The 25,374-nt window shown below is 53.4% G+C and carries 26 protein-coding genes; 14 read left to right on the forward strand and 12 right to left on the reverse strand.

The genetic code is table 11. The features are described from left to right. The first annotated feature begins 134 nt into the window (after positions 1-134). From der to G491_RS0114175, 3 genes are read left to right on the forward strand one after another with little or no spacing between them, the layout of a single operon-like run. On the forward strand, positions 135-1,472 hold the full coding sequence (der, locus tag G491_RS0114165) for a ribosome biogenesis GTPase Der (protein ID WP_015948832.1): 1,338 nt from the start codon (positions 135-137) through the stop codon (positions 1,470-1,472). Positions 1,473-1,522: 50 nt separating this feature from the next. Next, entirely contained in the window at positions 1,523-2,791 is a 1,269-nt protein-coding gene (locus G491_RS0114170) for a M20 family metallopeptidase (RefSeq protein ID WP_028315057.1), read from the forward strand. Positions 2,792-2,799: 8 nt separating this feature from the next. Continuing rightward, on the forward strand, positions 2,800-4,125 hold the full coding sequence (locus G491_RS0114175) for a replication-associated recombination protein A (RefSeq protein ID WP_028315058.1): 1,326 nt from the start codon (positions 2,800-2,802) through the stop codon (positions 4,123-4,125). 116 nt (positions 4,126-4,241) lie between these two features. On the opposite strand, the gene G491_RS0114180 is transcribed toward G491_RS0114175, so the two are convergent. The 5 genes from G491_RS0114180 to G491_RS0114205 all read right to left on the reverse strand — a co-directional run bounded on the left by G491_RS0114180 (position 4,242) and on the right by G491_RS0114205 (position 7,864). Next, entirely contained in the window at positions 4,242-5,024 is a 783-nt protein-coding gene (locus G491_RS0114180; RefSeq protein WP_035218954.1) for an enoyl-CoA hydratase/isomerase family protein, read from the reverse strand. Between the two features lie 146 nt (positions 5,025-5,170). Further along, positions 5,171-6,004: an AraC family transcriptional regulator gene (locus G491_RS0114185; protein ID WP_028315060.1), complete on the reverse strand. Its 834-nt coding sequence runs from the start codon at positions 6,002-6,004 to the stop codon at positions 5,171-5,173. Between the two features lie 28 nt (positions 6,005-6,032). Next, positions 6,033-6,425, reverse strand: coding sequence for a cupin domain-containing protein (locus G491_RS0114190; protein WP_028315061.1), 393 nt, complete (start codon positions 6,423-6,425; stop codon positions 6,033-6,035). Between the two features lie 520 nt (positions 6,426-6,945). Beyond that, positions 6,946-7,347 carry a hypothetical protein gene (locus G491_RS0114200; RefSeq protein WP_028315062.1) on the reverse strand — a complete coding sequence of 134 codons (402 nt, stop codon included), beginning with the start codon at positions 7,345-7,347 and terminating at the stop codon, positions 6,946-6,948. Between the two features lie 22 nt (positions 7,348-7,369). Further along, positions 7,370-7,864, reverse strand: a complete 495-nt coding sequence (locus G491_RS0114205; protein ID WP_015948824.1) for a PocR ligand-binding domain-containing protein — start codon at positions 7,862-7,864, stop codon at positions 7,370-7,372. Between the two features lie 626 nt (positions 7,865-8,490). Here G491_RS0114205 and G491_RS0114215 point away from each other — a divergent pair. The 3 genes from G491_RS0114215 (at position 8,491) to G491_RS30875 (ending at position 10,875) form a co-directional block, all read left to right on the forward strand. Further along, positions 8,491-8,871: a CGGC domain-containing protein gene (locus tag G491_RS0114215; RefSeq protein WP_028315064.1), complete on the forward strand. Its 381-nt coding sequence runs from the start codon at positions 8,491-8,493 to the stop codon at positions 8,869-8,871. A 4-nt stretch (positions 8,872-8,875) separates the two neighbouring features. Next, entirely contained in the window at positions 8,876-9,541 is a 666-nt protein-coding gene (locus tag G491_RS0114220; RefSeq protein WP_015948822.1) for an MBL fold metallo-hydrolase, read from the forward strand. Positions 9,542-9,684: 143 nt separating this feature from the next. After that, positions 9,685-10,875 carry a multidrug effflux MFS transporter gene (locus tag G491_RS30875; RefSeq protein ID WP_051327269.1) on the forward strand — a complete coding sequence of 397 codons (1,191 nt, stop codon included), beginning with the start codon at positions 9,685-9,687 and terminating at the stop codon, positions 10,873-10,875. Positions 10,876-10,891: 16 nt separating this feature from the next. On the opposite strand, the gene G491_RS0114230 is transcribed toward G491_RS30875, so the two are convergent. The 3 genes from G491_RS0114230 to wtpA form a co-directional block, all read right to left on the reverse strand. After that, positions 10,892-11,932 (reverse strand): ABC transporter ATP-binding protein, encoded by a 1,041-nt coding sequence (locus tag G491_RS0114230; protein WP_028315066.1) that lies wholly within the window; start codon positions 11,930-11,932, stop codon positions 10,892-10,894. 4 nt (positions 11,933-11,936) lie between these two features. Then, positions 11,937-12,734, reverse strand: coding sequence for an ABC transporter permease (locus G491_RS0114235; RefSeq protein ID WP_028315067.1), 798 nt, complete (start codon positions 12,732-12,734; stop codon positions 11,937-11,939). Between the two features lie 66 nt (positions 12,735-12,800). Continuing rightward, positions 12,801-13,775 (reverse strand): tungstate ABC transporter substrate-binding protein WtpA, encoded by a 975-nt coding sequence (gene wtpA, locus G491_RS0114240; RefSeq protein WP_028315068.1) that lies wholly within the window; start codon positions 13,773-13,775, stop codon positions 12,801-12,803. 245 nt (positions 13,776-14,020) lie between these two features. Here wtpA and G491_RS30880 point away from each other — a divergent pair, with 245 nt between their 5' ends. Further along, complete coding sequence (locus G491_RS30880; protein WP_035218959.1) at positions 14,021-14,953, forward strand: DMT family transporter; 933 nt, start codon at positions 14,021-14,023, stop codon at positions 14,951-14,953. Here the strand turns inward: G491_RS30880 and G491_RS0114250 are convergent. Next, positions 14,920-15,285, reverse strand: a complete 366-nt coding sequence (locus tag G491_RS0114250; RefSeq protein ID WP_028315069.1) for a winged helix-turn-helix domain-containing protein — start codon at positions 15,283-15,285, stop codon at positions 14,920-14,922. The two genes, G491_RS30880 and G491_RS0114250, sit on opposite strands and share 34 nt — an antisense overlap. A gap of 312 nt (positions 15,286-15,597) precedes the next feature. On the opposite strand from G491_RS0114250, the gene G491_RS30885 reads away from it, so the two are divergent. The 4 genes from G491_RS30885 to G491_RS34940 all read left to right on the forward strand — a co-directional run bounded on the left by G491_RS30885 (position 15,598) and on the right by G491_RS34940 (position 18,787). Then, complete coding sequence (locus G491_RS30885) at positions 15,598-16,311, forward strand: cytidylate kinase-like family protein (RefSeq protein WP_015948815.1); 714 nt, start codon at positions 15,598-15,600, stop codon at positions 16,309-16,311. A 95-nt stretch (positions 16,312-16,406) separates the two neighbouring features. Then, a complete protein-coding gene (locus G491_RS0114260) occupies positions 16,407-16,853 on the forward strand; it encodes an Hsp20/alpha crystallin family protein (RefSeq protein ID WP_015948814.1) in 447 nt (148 codons plus the stop codon). A gap of 62 nt (positions 16,854-16,915) precedes the next feature. Then, positions 16,916-18,520, forward strand: a complete 1,605-nt coding sequence (locus tag G491_RS0114265; RefSeq protein WP_028315070.1) for a bifunctional aminoglycoside phosphotransferase/ATP-binding protein — start codon at positions 16,916-16,918, stop codon at positions 18,518-18,520. An 84-nt stretch (positions 18,521-18,604) separates the two neighbouring features. After that, positions 18,605-18,787, forward strand: coding sequence for a hypothetical protein (locus G491_RS34940; RefSeq protein WP_015948812.1), 183 nt, complete (start codon positions 18,605-18,607; stop codon positions 18,785-18,787). Here G491_RS34940 and G491_RS0114270 read toward each other — a convergent pair. The 3 genes from G491_RS0114270 to G491_RS0114280 are packed head-to-tail and all read right to left on the reverse strand — an operon-like array spanning position 18,756 to position 20,528. Next, the gene (locus G491_RS0114270; protein ID WP_028315071.1) at positions 18,756-19,367 is read right to left on the reverse strand and encodes a Fic/DOC family protein; all 612 of its coding nucleotides are present in this window, start codon (positions 19,365-19,367) and stop codon (positions 18,756-18,758) included. The two genes, G491_RS34940 and G491_RS0114270, sit on opposite strands and share 32 nt — an antisense overlap. Before the next feature lie 15 nt (positions 19,368-19,382). Next, positions 19,383-19,856 (reverse strand): hypothetical protein, encoded by a 474-nt coding sequence (locus G491_RS0114275; protein ID WP_015948810.1) that lies wholly within the window; start codon positions 19,854-19,856, stop codon positions 19,383-19,385. Between the two features lie 60 nt (positions 19,857-19,916). Then, complete coding sequence (locus tag G491_RS0114280; protein WP_015948809.1) at positions 19,917-20,528, reverse strand: TetR/AcrR family transcriptional regulator; 612 nt, start codon at positions 20,526-20,528, stop codon at positions 19,917-19,919. Between the two features lie 261 nt (positions 20,529-20,789). Between G491_RS0114280 and G491_RS0114285 the strand changes: the two genes are divergently transcribed. The 3 genes from G491_RS0114285 to G491_RS33970 all read left to right on the forward strand — a co-directional run bounded on the left by G491_RS0114285 (position 20,790) and on the right by G491_RS33970 (position 25,289). Beyond that, positions 20,790-22,352: an AMP-binding protein gene (locus G491_RS0114285; protein WP_028315072.1), complete on the forward strand. Its 1,563-nt coding sequence runs from the start codon at positions 20,790-20,792 to the stop codon at positions 22,350-22,352. A gap of 368 nt (positions 22,353-22,720) precedes the next feature. Further along, complete coding sequence (tsaA, locus tag G491_RS0114295; RefSeq protein WP_028315073.1) at positions 22,721-23,254, forward strand: tRNA (N6-threonylcarbamoyladenosine(37)-N6)-methyltransferase TrmO; 534 nt, start codon at positions 22,721-22,723, stop codon at positions 23,252-23,254. Between the two features lie 208 nt (positions 23,255-23,462). Further along, positions 23,463-25,289, forward strand: a complete 1,827-nt coding sequence (locus tag G491_RS33970; protein WP_051327270.1) for a SpoIIE family protein phosphatase — start codon at positions 23,463-23,465, stop codon at positions 25,287-25,289. Positions 25,290-25,374: the final 85 nt, after the last annotated feature.

Genomic DNA, 25,374 nt, shown 5'->3' on the forward strand with positions numbered 1-25,374 from the left:
AGTTTAACCATAAGAACCGGATATCGCAAATTATTTATAGGCTTTTCTTTGCAATTTGGTTTTGGCATGGAATATGATACAAGTATGGGCTGGTCTGAAAGGCCTAAAATACTACAAGATTTTGAGGGAATAATATGGCCCTGTTAGCTATTATGGGACGCCCCAACGTGGGCAAATCAACCTTGTTCAACCGCATCACCAAAAGCCGCAAGGCCATGGTGGACGACAGCCCCGGCGTCACCCGGGATCGCAACTACGCAGACGCCGAGCATGACGGCGTAAAGTTTTCCGTGGTGGACACGGGCGGCTTTTCCAAAAACGACCCGGACGCCTTTGTGGATCTGATCCACTTTCAGGTGAACCAGGCCATAGAAGAGGCGGACGCCATTGCCATGGTTTTTGACGGAAAAGACGGCCCCTCCCCTTTTGACCGGGACCTGCTATCCGTGCTGCGGCCCCTGGACAAGCCGATTTTTTACCTGGTGAACAAAATCGACTCTCTGGATATGGAATATCTTATGGCCGACTTCGCCGAACTGGGCGTGGACAAGCTGCATCCCGTCTCCGGAGAGCATGGCTATGGGGTTCCCACTTTTTTGGATATGGTCGTGAAGGTGTTGCCCAAAGCCTCTCCCAAGCTGGAAGAGGATATGATCAGCATCGGCGTGGTGGGCAGGCCCAACGCGGGAAAATCCTCTCTTATAAACAAAATTCTCGGCCAGGAAAGGCTTTTGGTCAGCGACACCCCCGGCACCACCCGGGACGCCGTGGACACGGTTTGCCAGGTGAACGGAAAGCCTTACCTTTTATTGGACACTGCGGGCATCCGGCGCAAAGGCAAGGTCAAGCACAAGCTGGAAAAATTTTCCATAGTGCGGGCTTTGAAAGGCCTGGAACGTTGCGACGTGGCCCTGGTCATGCTGGACGCCACCGAGGGAATTACGGATCAGGACGTGCACATTGCGGGATATGCGGAAGAAAGAAAGTGCGGGTGCATTTTCCTGGCCAACAAGTGGGACTTGGTTAAAGACAAGGACTGGGCGTTGAAGAAGATCAAGGACGAGGTCCGCATGAACGCCAAGTTCCTTAACTACGCCCCGTTCATGACTATATCCGCCTTGACCGGCCAGCGGGTGAATAGGATATTTGAACTGGTGGATAAGGTGTACGCCCAATACACCACCCGCATTTCCACCAGCAAGCTGAACCGCATGCTGGAAAATGCCATTACACGGCACGAGCCGCCCTATCATAAAGGCCGCAGGCTCAAGTTTTATTACGCCACCCAGGTGAGCACCAAGCCGCCCACTATTGTATGTTTTGTAAACCATCCCGATGCAGTGCATTTTTCCTATAAACGTTTTTTGATCAACCATATCCGCGAGGAAACCGGCCTGGATCAAACGCCGATCCGGCTTTTATTCAGGCAGCGGGACCGCAAGGACCTGAAGGTTCTTAAAAGCGGGGGTTAACTGCAACATCGTCGACGGCAAACTTTTCAATTATTTTTGTCGAGGCAATCATGGATTACACACAGGCCTTTGAGGCCGTGGAAGGCAATAAGGATTATCTGGTAAAAACGCTTCAGGAGCTTCTGGCTGTTGACACCACACTGCCTCCGGGAAGCAACTACCGCCAATTTCTGGAAGTGGTCGAGCCCCATTTTTTAAACCTGGGGTTCTCCGTCAAACGAGTGACCGTTCCTGACGAGCTGGTAAAGCAAATCCCTCTGAGTCTTTCCGGCCCGCGGGAAAATCTCGTGGCCTCCCTGGACTTGCAAAAGCCCAAAGTCACGGCATACGCCCATATGGACGTGGTTCCGGCGGACGACTCCTGGACCTGCGATCCTTTCAACGGAAAGGTGGAGGACGGTAAAATCTACGGCCGTGGCGCCGTGGATATGAAAGGCTCCATCGCCTGCTTTTTGGGCGCCATGAAGGTCTTGAAGGATTTGGGAATCGAGCCGAAATTCTCCGTGGACTGCCTGTTGTGTACGGACGAGGAGATCGGGGTGTATCCCGGCGCCAGATACCTGGCTGAACAGGGATATTTTTCCAATCACATTCTTTGGCTGGAATTGGGGTATTTAAAGCCCGGCGTAATCATGGAAACCCTGGGCACGGCAGGCAACCTGCAATGCCGCATCACCGCTGTGGGCAAAAGCTGCCATTCGGGCATGAATTACCTGGGCGTCAACGCCATTGAGGAAATGATCCCCATACTCAACGAACTGGTTGAGTTGAAGAAAGAGGTTCAGGCTCGCTTGTCTCATCTGCCCGCCTTTCCCGATCCAAGAAATCCTTACGACATGTTGACCCCCATGTTCAACCTGGCCATTATAAAAGGCGGCATCAAGGAAAACATCGTGCCAGGAGTTTGCGAGTTAGCCATTAATCGCCGGTACACCGTGGACGAAAACCTGGACGAGGTCATGGAGGAAATCCGCCGGGCCGTGGCAAAGGGCCGGGAAAAATCCAGGCTGTTGGACGTGAAAACCGAGTTTATTCCAATGTATCCGCCCATGGAAATCAACCCGGAGAACCCGGCCGCGGTCAAAGCCCGGGAAGCCCGCAAGGCCGTGCACGGGGATCTGCCCATCGTGGCTGGAGGCATATCCGCCTCGTCAGACTTGGGGTTTGTGGCCCAGAACATCCCGCCTGAGGATTTGCAGGTGGCTATTCTGGGATTATTCCGGGCCGACAATATGCTGGCCCATTGCGCGGATGAATTCACTTATGTGGACGACCTTGTCGCCATGACCAAAGAAATTGTTTATTACTTGGGATTTTAGGGATTTGTATGTCGCTTTTTGACCGGAAAAACGCCGAACCCCTGGCCGAAAAAATGCGGCCCCGCACCCTGGACGAGTTCATAGGCCAGGAAGCCGTGGTGGGGGAAGGCGGCATCGTCCGCCGGGCCGTGGAATCGGACCATCTGTTTTCCATGATTTTCTGGGGGCCTCCGGGCTGCGGCAAGACCACCCTGGCTCGCATTATGGCCAACGCCTCCCAAAGCTATTTCATGCAGATTTCCGCGGTAGGCTCCGGCGTCAAGCAAATCCGTGAAGTGGTGGAGGAAGCCAAGGACCGCCGCAACTTCCATGCTCAAAAAAGCATCCTGTTCGTGGACGAAATCCACCGTTTTAATAAAGCCCAGCAGGACGGCTTTCTGCCCCATGTGGAAAGCGGGATTATCACGCTCATCGGGGCCACCACGGAAAATCCCAGCTTTGAGGTGATCTCGCCCTTGCTTTCCCGATGCCGGGTGGTGGTGCTAAAGCCCCTTTCCGCTGACGACATGAAAACCGTGATCCAAAACGCGGTACAGGACGAGGAAAAGGGCCTGGGCATGTACGACGTCACCCTGGAGGAGGAGGCCCTGGAAAACCTGGCCCAGGGAGCGGACGGAGACGCCCGGAAGGCATTGAACACCTTGGAGCTCGCCGTGTTTCTGGCAAGGCCGGACGAAGAAGGCAAACGCGTCGTCACCGCCGAACACGTGGCTCAGGCTTGGCAGAAAAAGCAGCTCAACTACGACAAAGGCGGAGATCAGCATTTTGACATTATCTCCGCGCTGCATAAAAGCCTGCGCGGCAGCGACCCGGACGCGGCGGTATACTGGCTCATGCGCATGCTGTCCGCCGGGGAGGATCCCCTGTACGTGGCGCGGCGCATGGTGCGGTTTGCGTCCGAAGACGTGGGCAACGCCGATCCCCACGCCCTGGTCATCTGCATGGCCGCAGTTCAGTCCTATCAGTTTTTGGGATCGCCGGAAGGAGAGCTGGCGCTGGTGCAGGCCTGCCTTTATCTGGCCACGGCCCCAAAAAGCAACGCCGCGTACATGGCTTTAAAAGCGGCGAAGAAAAAAATCTCCCAGACCGGCGCCAAGCCCGTGCCCATGCATATCCGCAACGCCCCCACCGGGCTTATGAAAGAGCTGGGCTACGGCGCGGAATACAAATATCCCCACGATTACGAGGGCGCCTACGTCCCCGAAGAATACATGCCCGAAGGCCTGGAAGGGACCAGCTTTTACAGGCCCACCCCCCGAGGCTACGAAAGCGTCATCAAAAAACGCATGGACCACTGGTCGGGCATAAAAAAGAACAAGAAAAATTCGGATTAGCACGTAGTTGTGCGGTTCCCGCGCTGAAGGAAAAAAACCGGCGGAGCCGGGCTGCATTAACAGCCCTGCCCCGCCGGCATTGTTTTTTTACGCTGGGAATAGTCCCGTTTTGGAAATTACTCGCCCTTAAACTCGGCTTTGCGTTTGTTGATGAAAGCATCCATGCCTTCGGCGCGGTCCTTGGTGGGGAAAACCATGGACATGGATTCGCGCTCAAAAGCCAGCCCGGCTTCCAGGGTGGTGTCGCCGGCCATTTTGATGGCCGTCTTGGAGCGGGCCACGGCGATGGGCGCCTTGGAGGCGATGGTCTTGGCGATCTTCATGACCGAGTCCATGAGTTCGTCCGCAGGATACACGTGATTGACCAGGCCCACCCGCAGGGCTTCGGCTGCATCGATCATTTCGCCGGTGAAGGTCATTTCGCTGGCGTAGCCGCGTCCGATAAAACGAGGAGCGCGCTGGGTGCCGCCGAATCCGGGGAACAGGCCCAGGTTGACTTCGGGAAAGCCGAACTTGGCTTTTTCGGAAGCCACGCGGAAATCGCAGGCCAGGGCAAGTTCGCAGCCGCCGCCCAGGGCGAAGCCGTTGATGGCCGCGATGACCGGCTTTTCGCACAGGTCAATGGCGTACATGGCTTTTTGGCCGTTGGCGATAAATGCTCGGAAATCCTGCAATTCCAAGGAGTTCATCTGCTTGATGTCCGCGCCCGCCACAAAGGCCTTGCCGGCGCCGGTGATGACGATCACGCGCACGTCGTCATTTGCGCCCAGTTCGGTGACCGCGGCTTCCAGTTCGGCGATCACGTTGGAGTTCAAGGCGTTCATGGCCTGGGGCCGGTTCATGGTGATGGTTGCTATATAATCCGCTACGGTTACTTCCAAGTCCTGGTATTCTGCCATGTTGCGTCCTCCTGAGATGAATGTTGAATAACCCGCCCGGACGTCCCGGGATTTTTTTCAAGTGCAATCAATTACCGGTACACCGCAGACGCCCGAGAGTCAAGAGGCGGGATGGTCTTCAAAACCCGGAAAGAGAATCAGGTAGGTCACATATCCTGCAGGTTTCTTATATAGCGGCCGGGGGATATTCCGGTGACGCGCTTAAACGCCCGGGTGAAGTGGCTTTGGTCCGCAAATCCAACATCCAAAGCCGCGTCAGCGAGGCTTGATCCCTGCTCCAGCATTTTTCTGGCCTTTTTGATTCGGTATTGAATGAGGAAATCGTGGGGGGAAATCCCGGCGTTTTCCAGGAACAGGCGCTGAAAATAAAACGGGCTCAGGCAGGCGACTCCGGCCAATTCCTTGAGCGTCAGGTTTTCGGCGTAATGCGTTTTGATGTACTCGCGAGTCCGGTTCACGGCCTGAACATGCGGGCTGATCCGGCGGAGTTCAGGCGGGTCGTTCCCGTAGCGTAAAATGGCCGTGGAAAGTATGGAAATCAGGCTGGCTTCCTTTTCCATGGTTGAACCGGATTTTTGGACCAGCGTCATGAACTCGCGAATCAGGGAGTTCAGCTCCCCGTCCTTGGCGGCCAGGCATGAAAAATAGGGCGTTTCCTGGGCCTTTTCCGAAATCTGCGAGGCAAAGGATTTCAGGGCTTCCGGTTCCACGCAGATGGTGAAATACGTGTGTTTGCCGTCCTCGGATTTGCATGCATGGGGTTCGCCCGGGTTGATCAAAAAGACGTCTTTGGGTCCGATGACCACGGATGCGCCTTTTTGGTCGATCACGCGCTTTCCCTCCAGGACAATCCCGATGGAAAAGCCGTCATGGACGTGACGCGAAAACTCGTTGGTCACGTGGAGTCCATGAACGGCCTGAATATGGGGGATGTCCTGTAAGTTGAAAAACCGGACGTTTTCCTGATTGGATCTTCTCATGCCTTAGCCGTCTCCGCCGCGCAATTTTCTATAGCAGGGCCGGGAAAAACTTGGCCAGCAAAACCAGCCCGCTTTTTCCGGCCGCGACTTTATGCTCCACGCCCTGGGGGATTACTCCCAGGCGTCCGGGATGATAGGGTGTTTCCTTGTTTTGCAGAAAAAAAACACCCTCGCCTTCGATGACTTCATGAAGCTCCCACTGGCCTTCGTGAACATGCTCCTCCAGGACGGCTTCCGGGTCGAGTTTCACTATGTGGCAGCTTAGTTTGCCTTGGGTGTCCGCTCCTTTGACAAGATGCTTTAAGTACACTCCCTGAAATATTGGGTGTTGGTTCCAAGGGATGTCTCCGGCCGCCTCTTCCTTATCTATGTAGGTTATGGCGCCGTTCGTCAAGCTGTCGGTAATTTCTTGCGTTTCCATGGGTTCTCCTTTCCTGGTTAAGCGTTATAATCCGTGCTTTCGAAAGGAGTATGGACCATGGCATGGATTCCGTATTGTAGAATCTTGCTATTTTTGCAGGATGTATAAGGAGGTGGAGAGTTAATCCTTATCCGTGAAAGGGCTCCATTGCCGTAAAGCGACCCGACAATTATTTGCTTCGTCGAAGCCGCCTTTGTTGAAAAAGCAAAGGTGGTATTTCGGCCTCAGTCAACTGTAAAGGTATTTGGTAAGCACCTGAATTCTTGGGATTTAAATATGCATTCCCACGCAAAGCATGGGAACGAGAAAAAAATGGGCGGGGAAACCCCGCCTCTACTTGGGCGCAGCAAGCGGCGCCCCTACCAATGTACAGCGAGGAATGCATGGAAGCCATGGGAATATTTCATTCCGTGTTTTCCGTGCCTTCCGTGGTTAAAAACAAACGTGGGCGCTGGTTAAAATAAAAAAGGGAGCCGCTGAATTAACTCAGGGCTCCCTTTAGAAAAGTCTAACAGCCGGCTTATTTCCTTGCGCTGGCGTAGGCCTCGGCAATGCGGGCGGCGATGTAATCCGCCTTGGCCGGGTCGGGGTCGTCGGCGTCAAAGCAATAGCCGTCCTGGCCCAAGAGGCCTTCGGGAATGAGGTCGCCCTCTTCGTCGGGATCCGTGATCATGTCTCCGTAAAAGCAGACGGAGAGCCAGCGATCCGTTGGATCGTCGTCCACCACGTCAACCATCACGTACAAAGGCCGGTCGGTCTGGGCCGGATGTTTGGCGCGGAGCGAATAAGACACTCCGGGGCGGGCGTTAAACTCCAGTTCGGCGCTGTCCTGGCTTTCCAGAAGTTCCTTGAACTTGAGAAAGGCGCCTTTCATGCCGTTCGTGTCTTCCCATTCCTCGATGAATTTTTTCAGTTCCTGCATTATCATCTCCTTGGAAATTGGATTATTTAATAAGTTCCTTTAATCGGGATTCAATAAATTCCGCACATTCTTCGGCTTTGGTTTCCGGCATGGTCTTGATGCTGGAAATCAGTTCTTCAATTTTATCTTCTTCCAGGCCGGTGGTCTTTTGGACCAGAAAATCCTCCACCTCGCCGTCTTCGAACAAGGCGCCGCAACCGCCGATGGTGCCCAGAAACTCATCCCCGGAGAAAATAGGCACGGAAATCTTCACCATGCCGGCGTCGCATTCGCTAACCACGGACTGATGGGTTTGCTTTGCCTGGGCCGTAAAGCTTTGGGCCGCCGTGGCGCAGATGCTGCCTAAAGCCTCGGGACATTTTTTTATTTCAGGACAAAGGTCGTTGCACCATTTGCCGGCGTGGGTTACGTGCCCGCCATCAGGATCCGACACGGAGCAGTCCAATCCATATTTATCCTGAATCTCCCTTACAAGGGCTTCCCATTCTTCCACGCTCACAACATCCGTCAAGGTCATTTTTTCTTCCTTTCGTATATGTCAGATTGCCGGCCAGACAGCATCCTCAAATTTTTATTCGCCTTCGAAGGGCAATAGAATTATATGCAACAGGGGCGCAAACAATGCGCCTTTGCCGCTGAAATAACAAAAAGGCGCCAATGGGCTGCATCAGGCGGGCCCGCGCTCCTTGTTTGTAAAGGTCATGCCACTTTTAAAGGAAAAAGTGAACGCCCTTTCAAGGATTAAATTTGCGTTAGGAACTTAAGTGCATGTTATTGCGGGCAATATTTTTTTAGGATTTTCATGGAGCAGCTGTTTTCGCGCCGATTCCCAGGCCTTTCGGCCCTTGCAGCCGCCGGGCGGTTCGCCGGGGCCGAGGGCGCGCGTGGATTTTCCGGGGCGGCTTAAAGGGCGATTGCCAAAACGGCCTTGTTTATGGTACCCGCTTCTTTTGAAATGACCACTGGTCATATGGGGCGGCGCCAAAATGCGGCCCCCATGGATAATGTTATGATAACCTCTTTATTTTAAATGGTTATTTGATCTTGCTTCATTTAAATGATATATTCGGCCTGCAATTTTTCCAAGATCAGAGCCGTTCATTTGAACGAAGTGCTTGTTATATTTAGATGAAAGGATTTAAGATGGAAAAGATAGGCATCATTCGTTGCGAAAAGAATGAAACAACGTGTCCGCTGGTCGGCTGCATCAAGCCCATGGCCGGCAAGGCCCAGGCGTACAAGGATTATGAAGATCCGCAACTGATGGGCGTTTTCACCTGCCGTTGTCCGGGGGATAACGTGGTTGAACTCGCCGGGATTATGAAGAAGAAGGGGATAGAGTTCATACACTTTCCCACGTGTTTGTTTTCCACAAAAACTGAAGACGGATGGGCGTCCGAGCCCGGCGGTTTTTGCGGCAAGCTGCCTGAATTGATGAAGGCGGTGCACGAAGCCACAGGGCTTCCGGTGGTCGCGGGCACGGGGCATCTGCCAAAGGGTCATATTGTAGAGGTTGTAAAATAGGATTATGGAAAAAATCACCGTCACGATTGTTTATGACAACACCACGACCCGGGAGGATCTGGAAGCTCATTGGGGTTTTGCAGCGGTAATTCAGGCGCATGGCCATACCTTGTTGTTCGACACGGGCCACAAGTGGGAGATCTTGTCCGCAAACATGAAAGTCCTGGGGTTTTCTCCGGACGAGATCGAGGCGGTGGTTATTTCTCACAATCATTTTGATCATGCAGGCGGCCTGGAGGGTTTTTTAGCCCAAAAGGCCGTTCCTGTTTACGTCCCCAAGTCCTGTCCAACTCTATTTGAAGCGGCGAAGCAGGTTAATATCGGCGGGCCTCGGGAGATATTCCCGGGGATTCATTCCACTGGAGAGTTGGGGGATTTTGAGCAATCCCTGGTTGTGGAAGCCGGGGGCGGTCTATTAGTGATCGCCGGGTGCTCTCACCCGGGCGTGGACGTCATCCTGAAGGCGGCTTCGTCTTTTGGAGAGGTTACGTCTTTGGTTGGCGGGCTTCATGGCTTTACCCAAATGGAGGTATTGCGGAACCTGGAGCTGATTTGTCCCACCCACTGCACGCAGCACATTTTGATGATCAAAAATTTGTATCCCATGGCGTATCGGGAAGGAGGCGCGGGAGTGGTTTTGGAGTGGGACCCTCCGCAGGCGCCCGCCTGATTGGGAGGAAGTAATTTTCGCATGTGTGAAAAATAGCTTGCAAAAAAGCGCATAGTAGCATTCAATTCCGGTCAGACATCCTGGGCGCCTGATCATGCAGCATCAAGCGCGGCGGGATGATTTTTTTTTGATCGGAGTGTGTTGTGAAGCGTATAGTCCCCCTATTAGCCTTTCTTACGGCTTTTCCCGCCCTGTCCACGGACATGTATCTGCCGGCCATCCCCATGCTGGTGGAGCAGTGGAACCAGCCTTTGGTGGTGGTCAATCTGACCCTTATCGCATTCTTTGCATCCTTTTGCACATTTATCGCCGTATACGGCCCCTTGTCGGACCGGTACGGAAGGCGGCCGCTGCTGCTGGCCGGAATTACCATATATATAGGCGCCAGCATAGGCTGCGCCCTGTCGCCGTCGGTGTATACGCTCATTGCAGCCCGAATCGGGCAGGGGGCGGGCGCCGCCTCGGCCCAGACCCTGGCCCTGGCGATTATTCGCGACAAATTCGACGGCCTGGAGCGGGGGCGGATTCTGGCACATATGGTGGGCATCATGGCTGTGGCGCCCATGCTGGGGCCGGTCTTCGGCGGATGGATGCTTAAATGGTGCCATTGGCCCTGGCTGTTCGTTTCTCAAGCCTGTCTCGGGGTGATCGGAATTATTGGCGTGTATTTTATGGAGGAGTCGTTAAAGGATCCGATCAAGGTTTCCGCACTCCAGGTTTTCGCCCGATACGGCGTGGTTTTTAAAAACGGCCGCTTTATGAAGCTGAACGTGGTCATGTCTTTGTTCGGGCTGCCTTTTTTCGGGTTTATCGCCTCTTCCTCCTATTTATACATCAAGGTTTTCGGCCTGACGGAGCAGCAATTCGGCTATTTTTTCGCCTTTACCTCCGGCGGGTTCATGTTGGGGCCTATGGTGCTTAACCGTTTGGCCAATCACATGTCCTACAATAAAATCATCGGCATCGGGCTTAGCGGGGTCACCCTGGGCGGTCTGGCGCTTGCGTTTAACTCCCACGCCACCCCCTGGCATTTGGCTTTGCCTATCTTTTTGTTTGTCTTTAGTTTTGGCGTGTTCCGGCCCGCAGCCACCAATATGGCTTTGGAGCAGGTGACCACGGACGTGGGAAGCGCGTCTTCCATGCTGGTGTTTTTATATTCCATGGTGGGCGCCGTGGGCATGTGGATGATTTCCTTGGAATGGCCGGATAAAATGACGGTGCTGGGATCGCTGGCCGCGGGCATTGGAATATTGTCGTTGATATTTTGGTTTTTAAGCTCCGGAAATTACGAGATCGGCGGAGAGCTTCCCCTGGAGGCCCCGGCGGAAGATTGAACCCAAACCTGATTTTTCAGAAAAAATGAATCCTATCCTGTGGAATTTCCACCCACACCTGGGCGCCGGCGTCCAGGCCCATGGATAACAAGGCGCTTTTAGCGGCCGCAGCCACCAGGGTCTGGTCCTGATAGTCCAATAAAACCTCGCAAAAAATGCCGTAATCCACCATGCCGCGAATTTCCGCGGGAAAGAGCCCGAACTTATTATCCTGAACAGGTTTTTGCTCCAGCAGCAACAGGTGCTCGGGCCGGACGGCCGCGTATTTGGGTTTGGGGCATCCGTTGGAGGGCATGGACAGGTTCAGGCAGTCCACGCGCACCTGGCCGTTTTCGCCGCAGGCGGGAAACACGTTTTTCATGCCCACAAAATGGGCCACAAACGGCGAGGCGGGGCGGTTGAATATGTCTTTCACCCCCCCGCATTGCTCCACGCCGCCTTTGTTCAGAACAGCAGCCCTTTGGCTGAGAAACAGGGCTTCGGAAAAATCATGCGTGACCATGAGGCATGTGAGGGATAATTGGGAATGAAGCTCTTTAAGCAGATTGCGCAGGTCCTCCCGAAAAGCCGGATCCAGGGCGGATAAGGGTTCGTCAAGCAGCAAAACCCTGGGCTTGACCGATAGGGCCCGGGCCAGGGCCACGCGCTGCTTTTCTCCACCGGACAGGTTTTCCACGGATCTGCCGGCCAGGGGTGCAATGCCCAAACGCTCCATGAGCCACTTAACCCAATCCAGGCGCTTTTTCCCGGGTCTCTTTTGATAGCGAAGGCCGTAAGCGACATTTTTTTCCACGCTTAAATGGGGAAACAATCCTGCGTCCTGATACACAATGCCCACGCCCCGCCGCTCGGGCGGCAGCCTGGTGATTTCCACGCCGTCCAGAAATATCCGGCCTGAATGGACGGGGCCCACGCCGGCCACGGACTCCAGGATCAGGGTTTTCCCCGCTCCCGTGGGGCCCAGCAGGGCGAAAAACTCCCCTTCCCGCACATGGATATCCACATTGTTGAGGGAGAAATCCGCTAAATCCATGGAAAGCTGTTCAATGCGAATCATGCCGTCACCCCGTTTTGGCCTTGGAAGCGGATGGGAGAGTTAAAAACCGAAGTCCCAGGAATAAGGCCAGGGAAACCAATATCAGCCACACGGCCACTGGCTGAGAATATTTCAGGCCGTACGCGGTGAAGCGTTCGTATATCAGGACCGGCGCCACCATGGGGTGGTAGGCCACAATCACAATGGCCCCGAACTCGCTGATGGCCCGGGCGCAGCACATGATCAGCCCGGCCAGCATGCTTCTCCAGGCCAGGGGAAAAACCACCCGGAAAAAGGTCTGGGTTTGGGAGGCGCCCAGGCTGCGGGACACCTTTTCCAAACGCTCGGGGATGCTTTCCAGCCCGGCCTTGACCGTATTGATGTAAAAAGGCAGGCCCACAAAGGTGAGCACGGTCACGATGCCCGTGGTGGTGCCCATGATTTCCACGCCGATGGACTGTATGGCCCGGCCGAACCAATGGTTGCGCCCTGCTATGCTGAGTATGGCGATGCCTATGATGGGATGGGGTATCATGATGGGCAGATCCACCACGCTCTCCACCAGACGCTTGCCCGGAAACTCCTTCCTGGCCAACAGATAAGCCGTGGGCGTGCCCACAACCAGGCTGATGACGGCAGCCAGCCCGGACGTGCTGATGCTCAGCCAGATGGCTTTGCGTACGTCCTTATCGTTAAAGGTTTCCCAAAGGGACTCCATGGAGGGCGCGGCAATGACGTGGAAAAGAGGCAGCAGGATAAACGCCAGGATTATCCCGGCGGAAGACAGGGTGAGCCAGAAAAAGGGTTCTTTTTTAACGGGCATGAAACACTCCCGGGCCGTGCAAAAAAGAATGCGCCGGCCCATTAAAGGACCGGCGCACAGGTTGATCTATTTTTTGATTTCCACCAGCTCTTTCAGGCCGGCGGGCAGCTTGTCATACATTTCCTGCGTGGGAACGCGGCAAGGGACGAAAGGAGGCTGACCCATATCCTGGAGAATTTTCAGGCCGCCTTCGGGGTCCATGAGGTATTCCATAAAAGCGGTTGCAGCCTCAGGGTTCTGGGAATCCTTAATCAGGCAGATGCCGTAGGTGCAGGATTTTCCGGTGCGGGTGATGGTGGTTCCCGGCTTTTTACCGGAGACCTCCACCCTGGCGTTTTGGTAATTGCTGTCGTAGTTGTAATTGCCCAGGTTGATTTCGTCGGGCAAAACCACGTATTTCAGGTCGTGCTGCACGGCCACGGAAAGATATTCCCAAGCGTAATCCATGTTGCCGGTTTTCAGCAGGCTGATCAATTCCACGGATTTGGGGCGGACATTTTTCTGGGGACGGTTGGCAATGGCCTTGTTGTAGAAGTCCGGAATGTTGTAATAGGACTCGGCCAATTGGAGCACCATCAAGGAACGGTATCCGCAGGGGTCCAGGTTGGGATCGGAATGGCCCCAGACCACGCCTTCGGTCATGAGGATTTCAGGCCAGTTTTTATCGTTGATTTTGTCGGCCAGGCGGCTTTGGTCCGTATAGCACAGCACAAGCTGGTTGGTGGCGAAACGGATGTTCATGTCGGTGAACTTGCCCAGCAGGTTTTTGTCGATGACGGTATAGTCGGCCGAAGCCATGATGTCTGCGGGCTTGCCCACTTCGGAGATCAAGCGGGCCATTTTTGTGCTGCCGCCGGATTCCCTCTGAATGTCCACTTTGGGATATTTTTGTTCGAAATTTTTTTCAATTTCTGCAAAAGGTACGGAAAGGCTTCCGGCGTGAAAGATGGCAACCTTGCCGGCCGGCTCGGCCATGGCTTGGGAACTGAAGACGAGCAGGGAAAATACTGCCAGGATGCAAAGGGAAAAACGTAGTTTCATGAGTAATTACCTCCTGAAGAAAAAATTTGAGAAACGTGAAAAACCTGATTATTCGTATCGAATATCCACCTATTCGATAAATCCGTTATGTTCCAAGGGTACAAACGCCTTTTACGAAATTTTTGCTTATAGGTCAATGAAAGTACGAATTTTTCCATGATAATCGTTTTGTTCTTGCGAGGCATCCTGCAGGGATTTAAAAGTGTAAAGAGAGACTTAAAGTAACAAAGGAAAGTTTGGCGGTTATGAAGAAAAACAGCTTGGCCCTCACCTATTTGAAACTATTATTGATGGCCCTATTCTGGGGCGGCACCTTTGTGGCGGGCCGGTCCCTGGCGGGCAAGGTTGGGCCGTTATCCGCAGCATTTTTGCGCTTTGCCATGGCGTCGGTTTTTTTAACTGTAATCGCCTGGAGGAGGGGGGAAAGGCTGTCTTTTCCCAAGGGCCGGCAGTTGGTTGCCATCCTGTTATTGGGTTTGACCGGAATAAGTTTTTACAACTTTTTCTTTTTTAGCGGGCTGCATCATATTGAAGCCGGCCGGGCGGCCGTTATTATTGCTAATAATCCCATTATACTGGCCTTGCTGTCAGCCTTGGTTTTCAAGGAGAAGCTGACCCCTCAGAAATCCATGGGTATATTGCTTTCCGTGTCCGGCGCCGTGGTGGTCATAACCAAAGGGCATCCTTTGTCCTTATTTAATGAAGGCGTTGGGCCCGGCGAAATGCTGATCGCCGGCGCGGTGTTCAGTTGGGTGGCTTATTCCATGATCGGCAAGGTGGTGATGGCCAATTTATCGCCTTTGCTTTCCGTGACTTACTCCGTAATAGCAGGCACGGTGATGCTGGCGATTCCCGCCGGGATGGAGGGGGTTTTCAGCAGCATGTTCTCGTACGGACCATGGCAGTGGTTCTCGTTGTTTTATCTGGCTTTTTTCGGAACCGCGCTGGGCTTTGTCTTTTATTATGAAGGCATTAAGACAATAGGCCCCACCCGGGCGGCCTTGTTCATCAATTTTGTGCCTGTGAGCGCGGTGCTGTCCGGATTTGTTATTTTAGGGGAGGCGCTTACGCTTTCTCTCCTGGCGGGGCTGGCCTTAGTCAGTTCGGGAGTTTATTTGACAAACGTCCAAAACCTGTTTCGCCGTCATGATAAAAGGTCGGAAAATAATTCTTCGTAGGTGCAATCCGCAATCAACTCCACTTTTTCCTGCATGGCTTCAAAACGCTCCATAAGCTCCAGGGCGAAGGGCGTCAGCTTGGATCCGCCGCCGGAATGGCCTCCGATTTTACTTTCAAGCAAGGGGTGGCCCAGGCGCTCTTCTGCATTTTTTATTCTTTTCCATGCGCCGCGATAGCTCATGTTCAGACTTTGGGCCGCGGCGTTGATGGATCCATGCTTTTGAATGGCTTTTAAAATTTTAATGCGTCCATGCCCGAATATCACATCCCCATCCCTGTTTTGCAGCCAAATCTTTGAGCGAACGCACGTATTTTTTTCTTTTGACGGCATAATCTCCTCATAAAGTTTCTAAGAATGGATTTCTTTATCACTTACACCAAGTTGACTAAAAAGAAAAGTAAATCCCGAAAATCTGAAAAAATGCATCCCGTTTTTACAGCTTGAAAAAGAATGCGACACCCAAGACGGGCGGGAAAATTTCGGCCGATCCTATCAATTTTGCAAAGTATTGATATAATGTATAAAGCTCTAATTTTTTCGGATGATTGTTTTTAAATCTTCCTGGCACGGCAGTTGCCTATATATCTGGCAGGCCAGGGCGTTTGGTTACTCCGTTAACCCTGCAGAGCAAAGGAGATGGATATGGAAAAAAAATACCAGCCAGGATATTACAAGTCCGATAGGCCGGATATAAAGAGCTTGGTGGACCACTTTTTTGAGGCCTGGGAAAAAGAAGCGGCTCTTTCGGCGCAGAAGGAGATCGTGCTGCCGCCCAATATTTGCTTCTCCCGCAAAATTGGCGTGGGCGCTTTGGAAATCGCCGACCTGGTGTCCAAAGACACGGGCTTTCCGGTCATGGACAGGGAGATTATCGAGTACATCTCCCTTGCTTCGGACCTTTCCACACGCACAGTCAAGATATTCGACGAGCGCTACCCCGGAACCGGGACGAATTTTTTCAGCATGATCCTTGGGGAAGGCTCCTTTATCCTTAGCGACTTCAGCAGGCAGCTCGCCCAGGCCGTCGCGGCATTGGCGGGCTTAGGCCCTCTGGTTTTCGTGGGGAGAGGCGCTCACCTGATTTTACCCAGAGACAGGGTGCTGGCCGTGCGTTTAGTGGCTTCCAAGGAGTACCGGATCAAACGCGTGGCCAAGATCATGGAGCAAGACGAAAAGCTGATTAAAAAGGAAATCGACCGTGTGGACGCTGAGCAGGCCGGTTTCTTTAAAAAGGTTTTCGGAAGAAGCGACGCGCCCAACGAGGAGTTCGACCTGGTGATTGTCCGGGACAATTTTCCCGACGCCCAGCATGCAGCCAAGCTGATTCAGGAAGCCTATAAAATGAAGTTCAGCTAGGCGGGATGCCAGCGATAATGCGTTCAAAGGGAGCGGGCGGGTTCCCGCCTGCTCCCGGGTTTTTTTAACCTTCTTTGCATTGAAAGGAGGCGGCCATGCAGCTTGTACCATGGAGAACCTTGGGAGAGGTAAGCGCCCGGGCCAATGAGTTGGAGGATCTTTGGAACCGGTATTTTGACCTGGCAAGGCCTTTCAGGACCATGTCGGCGCCCTGGACCCCCACCACGGACGTAAAAGAGACTGAAGAGACAATTGTTGTGACGGCAGAGCTACCGGGCGCGGAGCCGGAGCAGATCCACGTGGATTTTTCCGATGGCGTTCTGACCATCAAAGGGGAGAAAAAGGGCGAAACCGAGGAAAAAGGCGCTCATCACTATTATAAGGAAAGGTACTCGGGCAATTTCTTGCGGTCGTTTCAGCTGCCGTGCCGGGTGTTGGCAGATGGCGCCCAGGCGAATTTTGAAAAAGGGGTGCTGACCGTCACCCTGCCCAAAGCCCTGGAGGACCAAAAAACCAAGATAGATGTTCAATACAAGAAGTAATTTGGTGTATACTTGGGTTTATGCACGGATAATCGAACCCAGCGCTCAGGGGGATTTTTAGCGTGATCCATAAACCCGATACAAAGGCCTCCTCGGTTGCGGCGTCCATGCCTACCGCGCCGCAGTTCGAGGAGGCCATGACAAATCCCGCCTTTTATCCTTTTCCGGCGGACAAGGTGGAGGTGCATCGCACCCATATCAGCCTGGTTTTTTTGGCCGGAGATTTTGCTTTTAAGGTCAAAAAGCCTCTGGACCTGGGATTTCTCGATTTTTCCACCCTGGAAAAAAGGAAAAAAGCCTGTGAGGACGAACTGATCCTTAACAGAAGGCTTGCGCCTGAAATCTATTTGGCGGTCGTCCCCATCTTTATGGACGGACAAGGCGCTCTCACGCTTTCTCCATCAGGCAGACCCGTGGAATACGCCGTAAAAATGAAACGCCTGAACCAGTGCGGCATGTTCGACGTTTTACTGGAGCAAGGCAAGCTGGATGAAAAAGCCATGGAGGAGTTGGGCGGCATCATGGCGAATTTTCATGCACGGGCCGACGCCCGCCCCAGCGTGAACGCCTATGCTTTTCCCGAAGCGATCCTAAATATGTGGGCGGAAGACCTGGCCCAGGTGAGGGAGCATATCCCCAGGGTGATCCCGCCCGAACCCATGGACCTGGTGGAGGCTTTTTCCAAATCGTTTGTGCAAAACAACGCAGCCTTGCTTCTGGAGCGCATTCGTGAAAACCGGATTCGGGACTGCCACGGCGACCTTCACCTGCAGAATATCTGCCTGAATAAAGGCAAGGTTGTGGTCTTTGACTGCATTGAGTTCAATGAAAAATTCCGATGCATGGACGTGGCTTCGGAGATCGCCTTTTTAGCCATGGATCTGGAGTGCCGGGGCGCAACGGCTTTGGCCCGGGCGTTTACCGCCTCCTACATCGAGCACGCTCAAGACCCGAACCTGAAAAAGCTTCTGCCTTTTTACAAATGCTACCGGGCCTTGGTCCGGGCTAAAATCATGTGCATCCGCGCCAATGGGGAGCCTCTGGGCGACATGGCGAACCAATACGCCATGTTGGCCGCAAGGTACGCCGCGCCCTTTCCCCGCCCTACCCTGATTTGCATGGCTGGAATAACCGGCTCCGGAAAAAGCGGCGTAGCTCAGGAGATGGCAAACCTGACGGGCGCCGCGGTTTTTGCGAGCGACGTAATCCGCAAGACCATGTTTGGATTTGAGCCCACGGAAAAAATCCCGGAGCCCGCCGTCAAGGAAGTTTACGGGCAAGGGGCGTCCCAAAAGGTCTACCAAAGCATGCTGGATCGGGCCCGGGAGAATCTCGGGGAGGGAAAAAGCGTGATCCTGGACGCCACGTTCACCTTATCCCAGGGGAGAAAAGCCGCTTACGACTTAACGCGGGAATACGGCGCAAATTTTTTTCTGGTTGTTTGCAGCCTGCCGGAAGATATCGCCAAAGAACGCATTTCGGGCAGGGCCAAGGACGCCCAATCCGTCTCGGACGGAACCCTGGCCGTTTACAAGGCCCAAAAAAAGGAATGGCAGCCCATAGAGGGAATTCCCGAGTCCGGGATTATTGAAGTGGAAACACTCCGTCCGCCATGCTTGCTCGCCTGCAGGGTTCTTGCGGAGGCAATTAGTTTGAAAGCAGGTTGATTTTAGCTTTTCATACAGCCGTTTTTATTGTATATTATTATCAGTTAGATCTTTTCAATCGTAGAAACCGAACTGGAATATCCCATGAAATTTTTTGAAAATATGGACCCGATTGAACGGGAAATCATGATTCTCAAAGCAGTTTTAGGAAGCGTTTCTTTGGAGGGGATGAAGCGAGCCGCTGAGGAGTGTGAAAGCGAAATTGCCAAGCTAGAAGCCAAGAGGCATTTTAAGTCTACCTTGAAACCAAAGGGTCAAACAGGCTGATGAGCTTGGAATAATCTACCGCCCTCCAAACCTCCTGAATTGCTTCATGATACCTTTTTAAAAAAACCGTATTGTAAAATTCTGATACAGCCATCGGAAGATAATTAGCCTGCATTAGCAGCAAGTCGCAAAGTAATCTGGTAAAGCGGCCATTTCCATCTCTGAACGGATGAATAATGATCAGTTCTCCATGAATTTTTCCCAGCCTGCCTAATATTTGCTCCTTATTTAAATCTTCAGTAAACGGAGTCAATGCTTCCAGTTCAATGGAGAAGTCCTTCATGTGATTATTTATATAGGCGGCGTGGCAGAACCTAATATTTTCGGAAGATAAGTCCACAGTCCTGTACTCTCCCGCCCATTCATACAAGTCCCCCAAAAAGAGCTTATGAATATCGCAAACATCTTTCTCTGAAAAAGCATGGTTTTCGGAGTATTTTTCGGCGGCCTTTTTGTACGCATTGACAAGGCAGTCCTTTTCTCTGGACTGAAGTTCTTCAGGGTCCTTGATCCCGAGTTTGTTTATCAACACCCCATGCTTATGATCAAAAGAACTGTCATTAACGTCATACTTAACCATGGCCGCTCCATTGAATTACAAGGGGGGTTTACACACCGCATTTTCCACTTGTTCGTACATGGGCTCGAACTTGCTTCTGGGGAGCTTCCTGCTTTTGTATTGGACCCGGTCCTGGGTGTACACCAGTATTTGGCGGGTCGCTTGTTTGGGATGGGACAACAACTCCATGTAATTCAAATTGTTGCAGGGGACGTGAACCTTGCGGGAGGGCCAGGAGTATTCCAGGACGATTTCCGACTCCCAGGCTTGAAGGCCGGTGAACCTGTGGGAGCAGGACCAATAAGAGCCGATTATGAAGGCAAGCAAAATGGCGCCCCATAAAAAAAGGCCAAGCCCTCTGTATGACTCAGTATTTTTCAACTCCCGCCTGCGAAGTTTGGGATAGGCCAACGCCGCGTAAACGGTGGCCCCTACAAAAAAGCCCGACAGAACGACAAGGAAAAAATCCCTGATAAGATCCGAAGAATTGCCGAAAATAAACGTGGTCATGCCGGGCTCCTCACCTGAAAAAAGCCGCTTTTCCCGCTCATGCCTGATGGTTCGACAAAATCAGGATGCTTTCAGGCCGGAGCACAAGACCTCCGTCATTTCCTCGCCGGCTTCCAATAGGCTGAACTGGCTGGACGGCAGGCACCAGTTGTATATTAGGCCGCGGATATTATGCATAACCACCTGGGTCAGATCCGTGGAGGACGAGTTTTCCCGAAATTCCCGGCGGGCCTGGCCCTCTTGTATCAATTCCTCCACAATGCGGTACAACTCCCTTTTTTCCGTCATTTGGCCGGACAGCTTGGCGTTATGACCGATCTGAATCAGATAGGCCGTCCTTATAACGTTTTTTCCCAATATTTCCATATGCTCAAAAACCAGATGGCAGAATAACTTCAGCTTGTCCGAAACCGAATTCATGGCCGCAAGGCGCGGGAATATCTCCTCCCGATAATGGGAGTCCGCCGCCAGAATCCTTTCCACCACCAATTGGTCTTTGGACTTGTAATGGGCGTAAAAAGCCCCTTTGGTCAAACCCATTTTACCGCAAATATCGTCAATGGAAACATTGTCATACCCTTTTTTCATAAACATGGGTATGGCGGTTTCAAAGATCTTTTGTTTGGTATTGCCGGACCGGCCCCTTGGGCGACCAATTTTTCCCCCGGACATGAATCCCCTCTCCAATTGCAGGTTAAGAAGCAAACAGGTTGCGGATCAAGGGGTTGCAGATTCCCTGATCCCTCAAGTTTGTATTGGCTCGGAGGGCAAGGTACAAAAATTACTGTTAATCGTCAAGAAAGATTGACAAAATCGTCTCAGTGCCGTACCCTAAAATCATACCGGGGTATGTTTTGTCGCGCGCCCCGGGGTCTTGCCGTAAATCATATCACTTTTATTCATCATTTATTGTGCATCAGAGGGAGGGGCTGTATGAATGACTTCCAGACCACGACGGTTCAGGCGCTGGCTATCAATTCCGCAAAAAAGAACTGGGACCTGCTGTTCACCAACCTGGAGGACCGGGCGGTTTTGTACAAGGAGTTTGACAAGAAATCCAATAGGATAGCCAATGGAATAAAGGCCTTGGGGCTTGGCGCCAACGACCGTATTTCCGTGATTCTACCCAACGGCCTGGAATACGCGCTGGCGGATTTCGGGATTTACAAATCCGGAGCCGCTCTGGTTCCGTCCAATATGATGGTGGCTGCCGGGGATATAGCCCACATATTGCAGGACGCTTCCGTAAAGATGGCCTTTGTGCATGAAAGCATGGCTGAGAAGGTCCTGGCCATGCAAAAAAACCTGCCTTTGTTAAAGCAAATCGTGGTGGTGGGCGGAGCCAGCCGGGACGGCCTGACGGGATGGGAGGATTTTCTGGCTCAAAATTCCGAGGAGCCTTTGAGCCCCACGGCGTCCGAAGCGGACGACGCCCTGATCGTCTACACGGGCGGCACCACGGGCAAGCCCAAGGGGGTGTTGCACAGCCAGCGGGGCCTGTTTTTTGACGTCATCGCCCATGTGGTGGGGCTGCCCCTGACTCATAAGGACAAAATCCTGCTCATGACGCCCATGTCCCATGCCACGGGCTGGCTGCTTTTTGCAGGATGCGTCAAGGGGACCAGCTTTTGCTTTGAAATGGTTTTCGACCCCTTCAAGGTCCTTGAAGTGATTGAGAAGGAAAAGGTCACCATGACCATGATGGTGCCCACCATTATATATGTGTTCCTGGACATCCTCAAAGGCATGGAAGTGGACACCAGCTCGCTGCGTATCATCGGATACGGCGCCGCGCCCATCGCCGCCTCCCGCCTGGAGGAAGCCATGGAGCGTTTCGGCCGCATCTTCTACCAGAAATACGGCCTGGTGGAATGCCCCAACATGATCACCACCCTGACCGTGGAGGATCACGTGCGGGCCTTGGAGAAGCCTTCCATCCTCCAGAGCTGCGGCAAGCCGGACCACATGGTCTCCTTGAAGATTCTGGACGATGACGGCAATGAACTGCCCATGGGCCAGGTGGGGGAGATTGTGGTCAAGGCGCCGTACGTCATGAGTGGATACCTGAACCTGGAGGACGCCACCAAGGAAACCCTCAAGGACGGCTGGCTTTACACCGGCGACATGGGCAAGGTGGACGACGAAGGCTACGTCTACATTGTGGATCGGAAAAAGGACCTTGTCATCACCGGCGGCATGAATGTATTCCCTGCGGACGTGGAAGCTTGTCTGATCAATCATCCCCAGGTCAAGGACGTGTCTGTGATAGGCATTCCGGACGATCATTGGGGCGAGGCTGTGACGGCCTGCGTGGTCGCAGAGGAAGGCGCCGTGGAAGAGGAACTGATCCAGTTCTGTAAAGGCAAGGTTTCCAAATACGCCGTGCCGAAAAAGGTGATCTTCATGGATGAACTGCCCAAGACCATCATCGGCAAGATCGATAAAAAAGCCCTGCGCGCGCCTTTCTGGGAGGAAAAACTGAGGCAGGTGAACTAAGCGGGAAAAATAGCCCCTTGACACCCGGTAAAATTGGGGAGTAAAGCCCAATATAAGAGCGGTTGAAACCGCTGATGCGCCTTGCAAAGGCCGCAAGTTGATAAGACGCCGTTTCTCTGAAAAACGGACGCGTTAAACAGTTGAAATAAAATGAACCTCCCCGCAGCAAGCTACGGGCTATTTCAAGGTATCAGCTCGGCAAGCTGCGGGGTATATACCCACTATAAAATAAAAAAGGGCCACGAAGGTCCGGCTTCCCGAACAAAGGGAGACGGCTTTTGCGGCCCTTTTTTTAGGCGCCGGGTTTTGCCCGATTTGTTGCCCTTGATATGCTTCGGCCATTTTTTTGTTGGAAAGGAGAAAGTCATATGTCGTCTGAAATGAACATGACCTTAAAACCCATAGGCAAGGTGCGGAGCTCCGTTGCTACGCCGATTTTGAACGCGAACGACGCGGATATTGAGCTGGCCGGTAAAATGGAGGCGATTCGTGAGTTCCACAAGGGCCTCCAGGACGCCGTCAGCGAATTGGTCGTCTTCCCGGAATGGGAGGAGCTTTTGGACGGCATTGAGGATTTTTCCCATGTGATGGTGTTGTACTGGCCCCACCTGATTGACCCTGAGCGCAGGAACCTGAAAAAAGTCCACCCCATGGGGCGCAAGGACATGCCTTTGAAAGGCATTTTCGCCACCAGAAGCCCGGCCAGGCCCAATCCCGTATTGGTCACCGTGGTTCCATTGGTGGAGCGGAGCGGCAACGTGCTCAAGGTCAAGGGAATGGATGCGGTGGACGGAAGCCTGTTGCTGGACATCAAGCCCCATCTGCGGTCTTTCCACGGCGAAGACAACCCGGTCATGGCCCCTTGGATGGAACAGCTTTTCCGGGAGTTGGACGAGCCTTAGCCTTCCGCGCCTTCTTCCGGCGGGGATGGCGCCGGCATATAACTTAATCAGGCTTGCTAAATTGCAGGGGGGCCGTCGCGCCTCCCTGCCTTACCCTTCCGGTTGCAGCAATGCTCTTTCCCGTTGACACCCCAGCCTTTTACAGCCCATAATTCCAATAAAAAAGCGTGTTCATTCATTTTTTCGGAACCGACCGGAAAGTCTGGTTATGTACAAGTTCAAGAAAATAAATTCCCGGATTACGGCCTATTTGCTGGTTCCCGTGGCTCTGCTGCTATTGATCATGGGATGGGGGGGCTACCTCCTGGCCAGCGATCACTTGCAAAACCTCTGGGCCGAGGCCGCGACCTTGCAGCTTCAGCGCGCGGCCCATCAGGTGGACATGCGCTTTGACGAGCCCAAAGCCCTTATCAACCTATTCGCCGAGGCCTCGGGAAAACCGGGCGCCTGGCTTACGCACAAGATCATTTTGGATCAGCTGCGAAGCCAGGACGGCGTGGTCCGGGCGGATGTCAGCCTATCCGAGGGCTATCTGCAAGAGGCGGGCGCCGCTTCGGAAATGCGGGGAAGGATGGGCCGGGCCTCCGTCCCGGGCAGCCGCATGGAGCGCCTTAGTGAAATGGCCATCCGCCGCAGGGGCGGCATCCAGGTGGCTTCGCCTGTTTTCGACACGGATGAGTCGCGGAAGACCGTTTCATTGACCAGCGAGTTTCTGGATGAGAACGACGAGCCGGTGGGCGCCCTGGAAGTGGTTATGGAATGGAGCCATCTGATTCAGGCCGTGCAGGCTGAGGGGGTCTGGAAAGCGGGCAGGGCCATCCTTGCGGACAATCAGGGCCGAATTTTGGCCCGCAATCCGTCCGCGAGCATGGAATCCCTTAACGAAACCGCCGATCCTTTGGAATTGAAAACTCTTGAGGCGTTGAAAGCCAAGGAGTCCGGCACGCTGATTTACAGCGAGGATCCTTTGCAATTCAGCGGGTTTTACAAACTTCGGGAGGCGCCCTGGACCCTGGTGCTGATCGCTCCGGGCGAAGAGGTTCTGGCGCCGATCCTGAAGTCCCGCAACTATTACATTGCCGGAGCAACCCTGGAGTTTTTCATCATCCTGCTATTAATCCGGATAGTCACTACAAAAACAGTAGCATCCATCAAGGAGGTTTCGGACGCTGCGAAAAAGGTTTCCCAGGGGGATTACTCGCCCCATCTTGAGACCAAATACAGGGACGAAATGGGAACCCTGGTCCGTGACTTCAACACCATGGTTGTGCAACTGGAGGAGCGGGCGCGCTTGAAAACCTCCATCAACCTGGCCATGGAGGTGCAGCAGAACCTTTTGCCCCAGGACTCCGTTAAATTCCAGGGGCTCGACATCGCCGGGACGAGCGTATACTGCGACGAGACGGGCGGGGATTATTACGATTTCATCCATTTTGACTCCATGGGCGAACAGTGCATGGCTGTCGCCCTGGGCGATGTCTCCGACCATGGCATCCCCTCGGCCCTGTTCATGACGACCGCGCGGGCCTTGATCCGGTGCCGGGCCTCTCTTGGAGGCGGTCCGGCCGCCATCGTGGAGGACGTGAACAGGCTGTTATGCCGCGACACCCAGCAGTCCGGCGCTTTCATGACCTTGTTTTACCTGGAACTGGATGCCGGGAAAAACAAGCTCACCTGGGTGAGAGCCGGGCACGATCCCGCCTTGTTGTACGATCCGGCCTCCGGCGCCTTTGAAGAGTTGGGCGGCAAGGGCTTGGCCGTGGGAGTGCGCTGCCAATGGGGGTATGAGGAAAATCATTCCACGGCTTGGGGGCCGGGTAAGATAATCCTTCTGGCTACGGACGGCATCTGGGAGGCCCGCAATCCCCGGAGAGAGCAGTTCGGCAAGGAGCGTTTTAGGGAGTCCATCCGGCGGAGCGCTCATTTAGGACCGGAGGGAATCATTCAAGCGGTTTTGGACGACTTGACCGCCTTCCGTCAAGACGCGGCTATTGAAGACGACATCACCCTGGTGGTGATTAAGGACGAATCCTGAAAGACAGCATGGGCGTCTTTAGGATATAATGCCTGTACACGTTCAAAAAAAAGGCGGCGCCTGGCCGGCGCCGGAACCCGGGCAT

The organism is Desulfatibacillum aliphaticivorans DSM 15576 (assembly GCF_000429905.1).
Taxonomy (GTDB): domain Bacteria; phylum Desulfobacterota; class Desulfobacteria; order Desulfobacterales; family Desulfatibacillaceae; genus Desulfatibacillum; species Desulfatibacillum aliphaticivorans.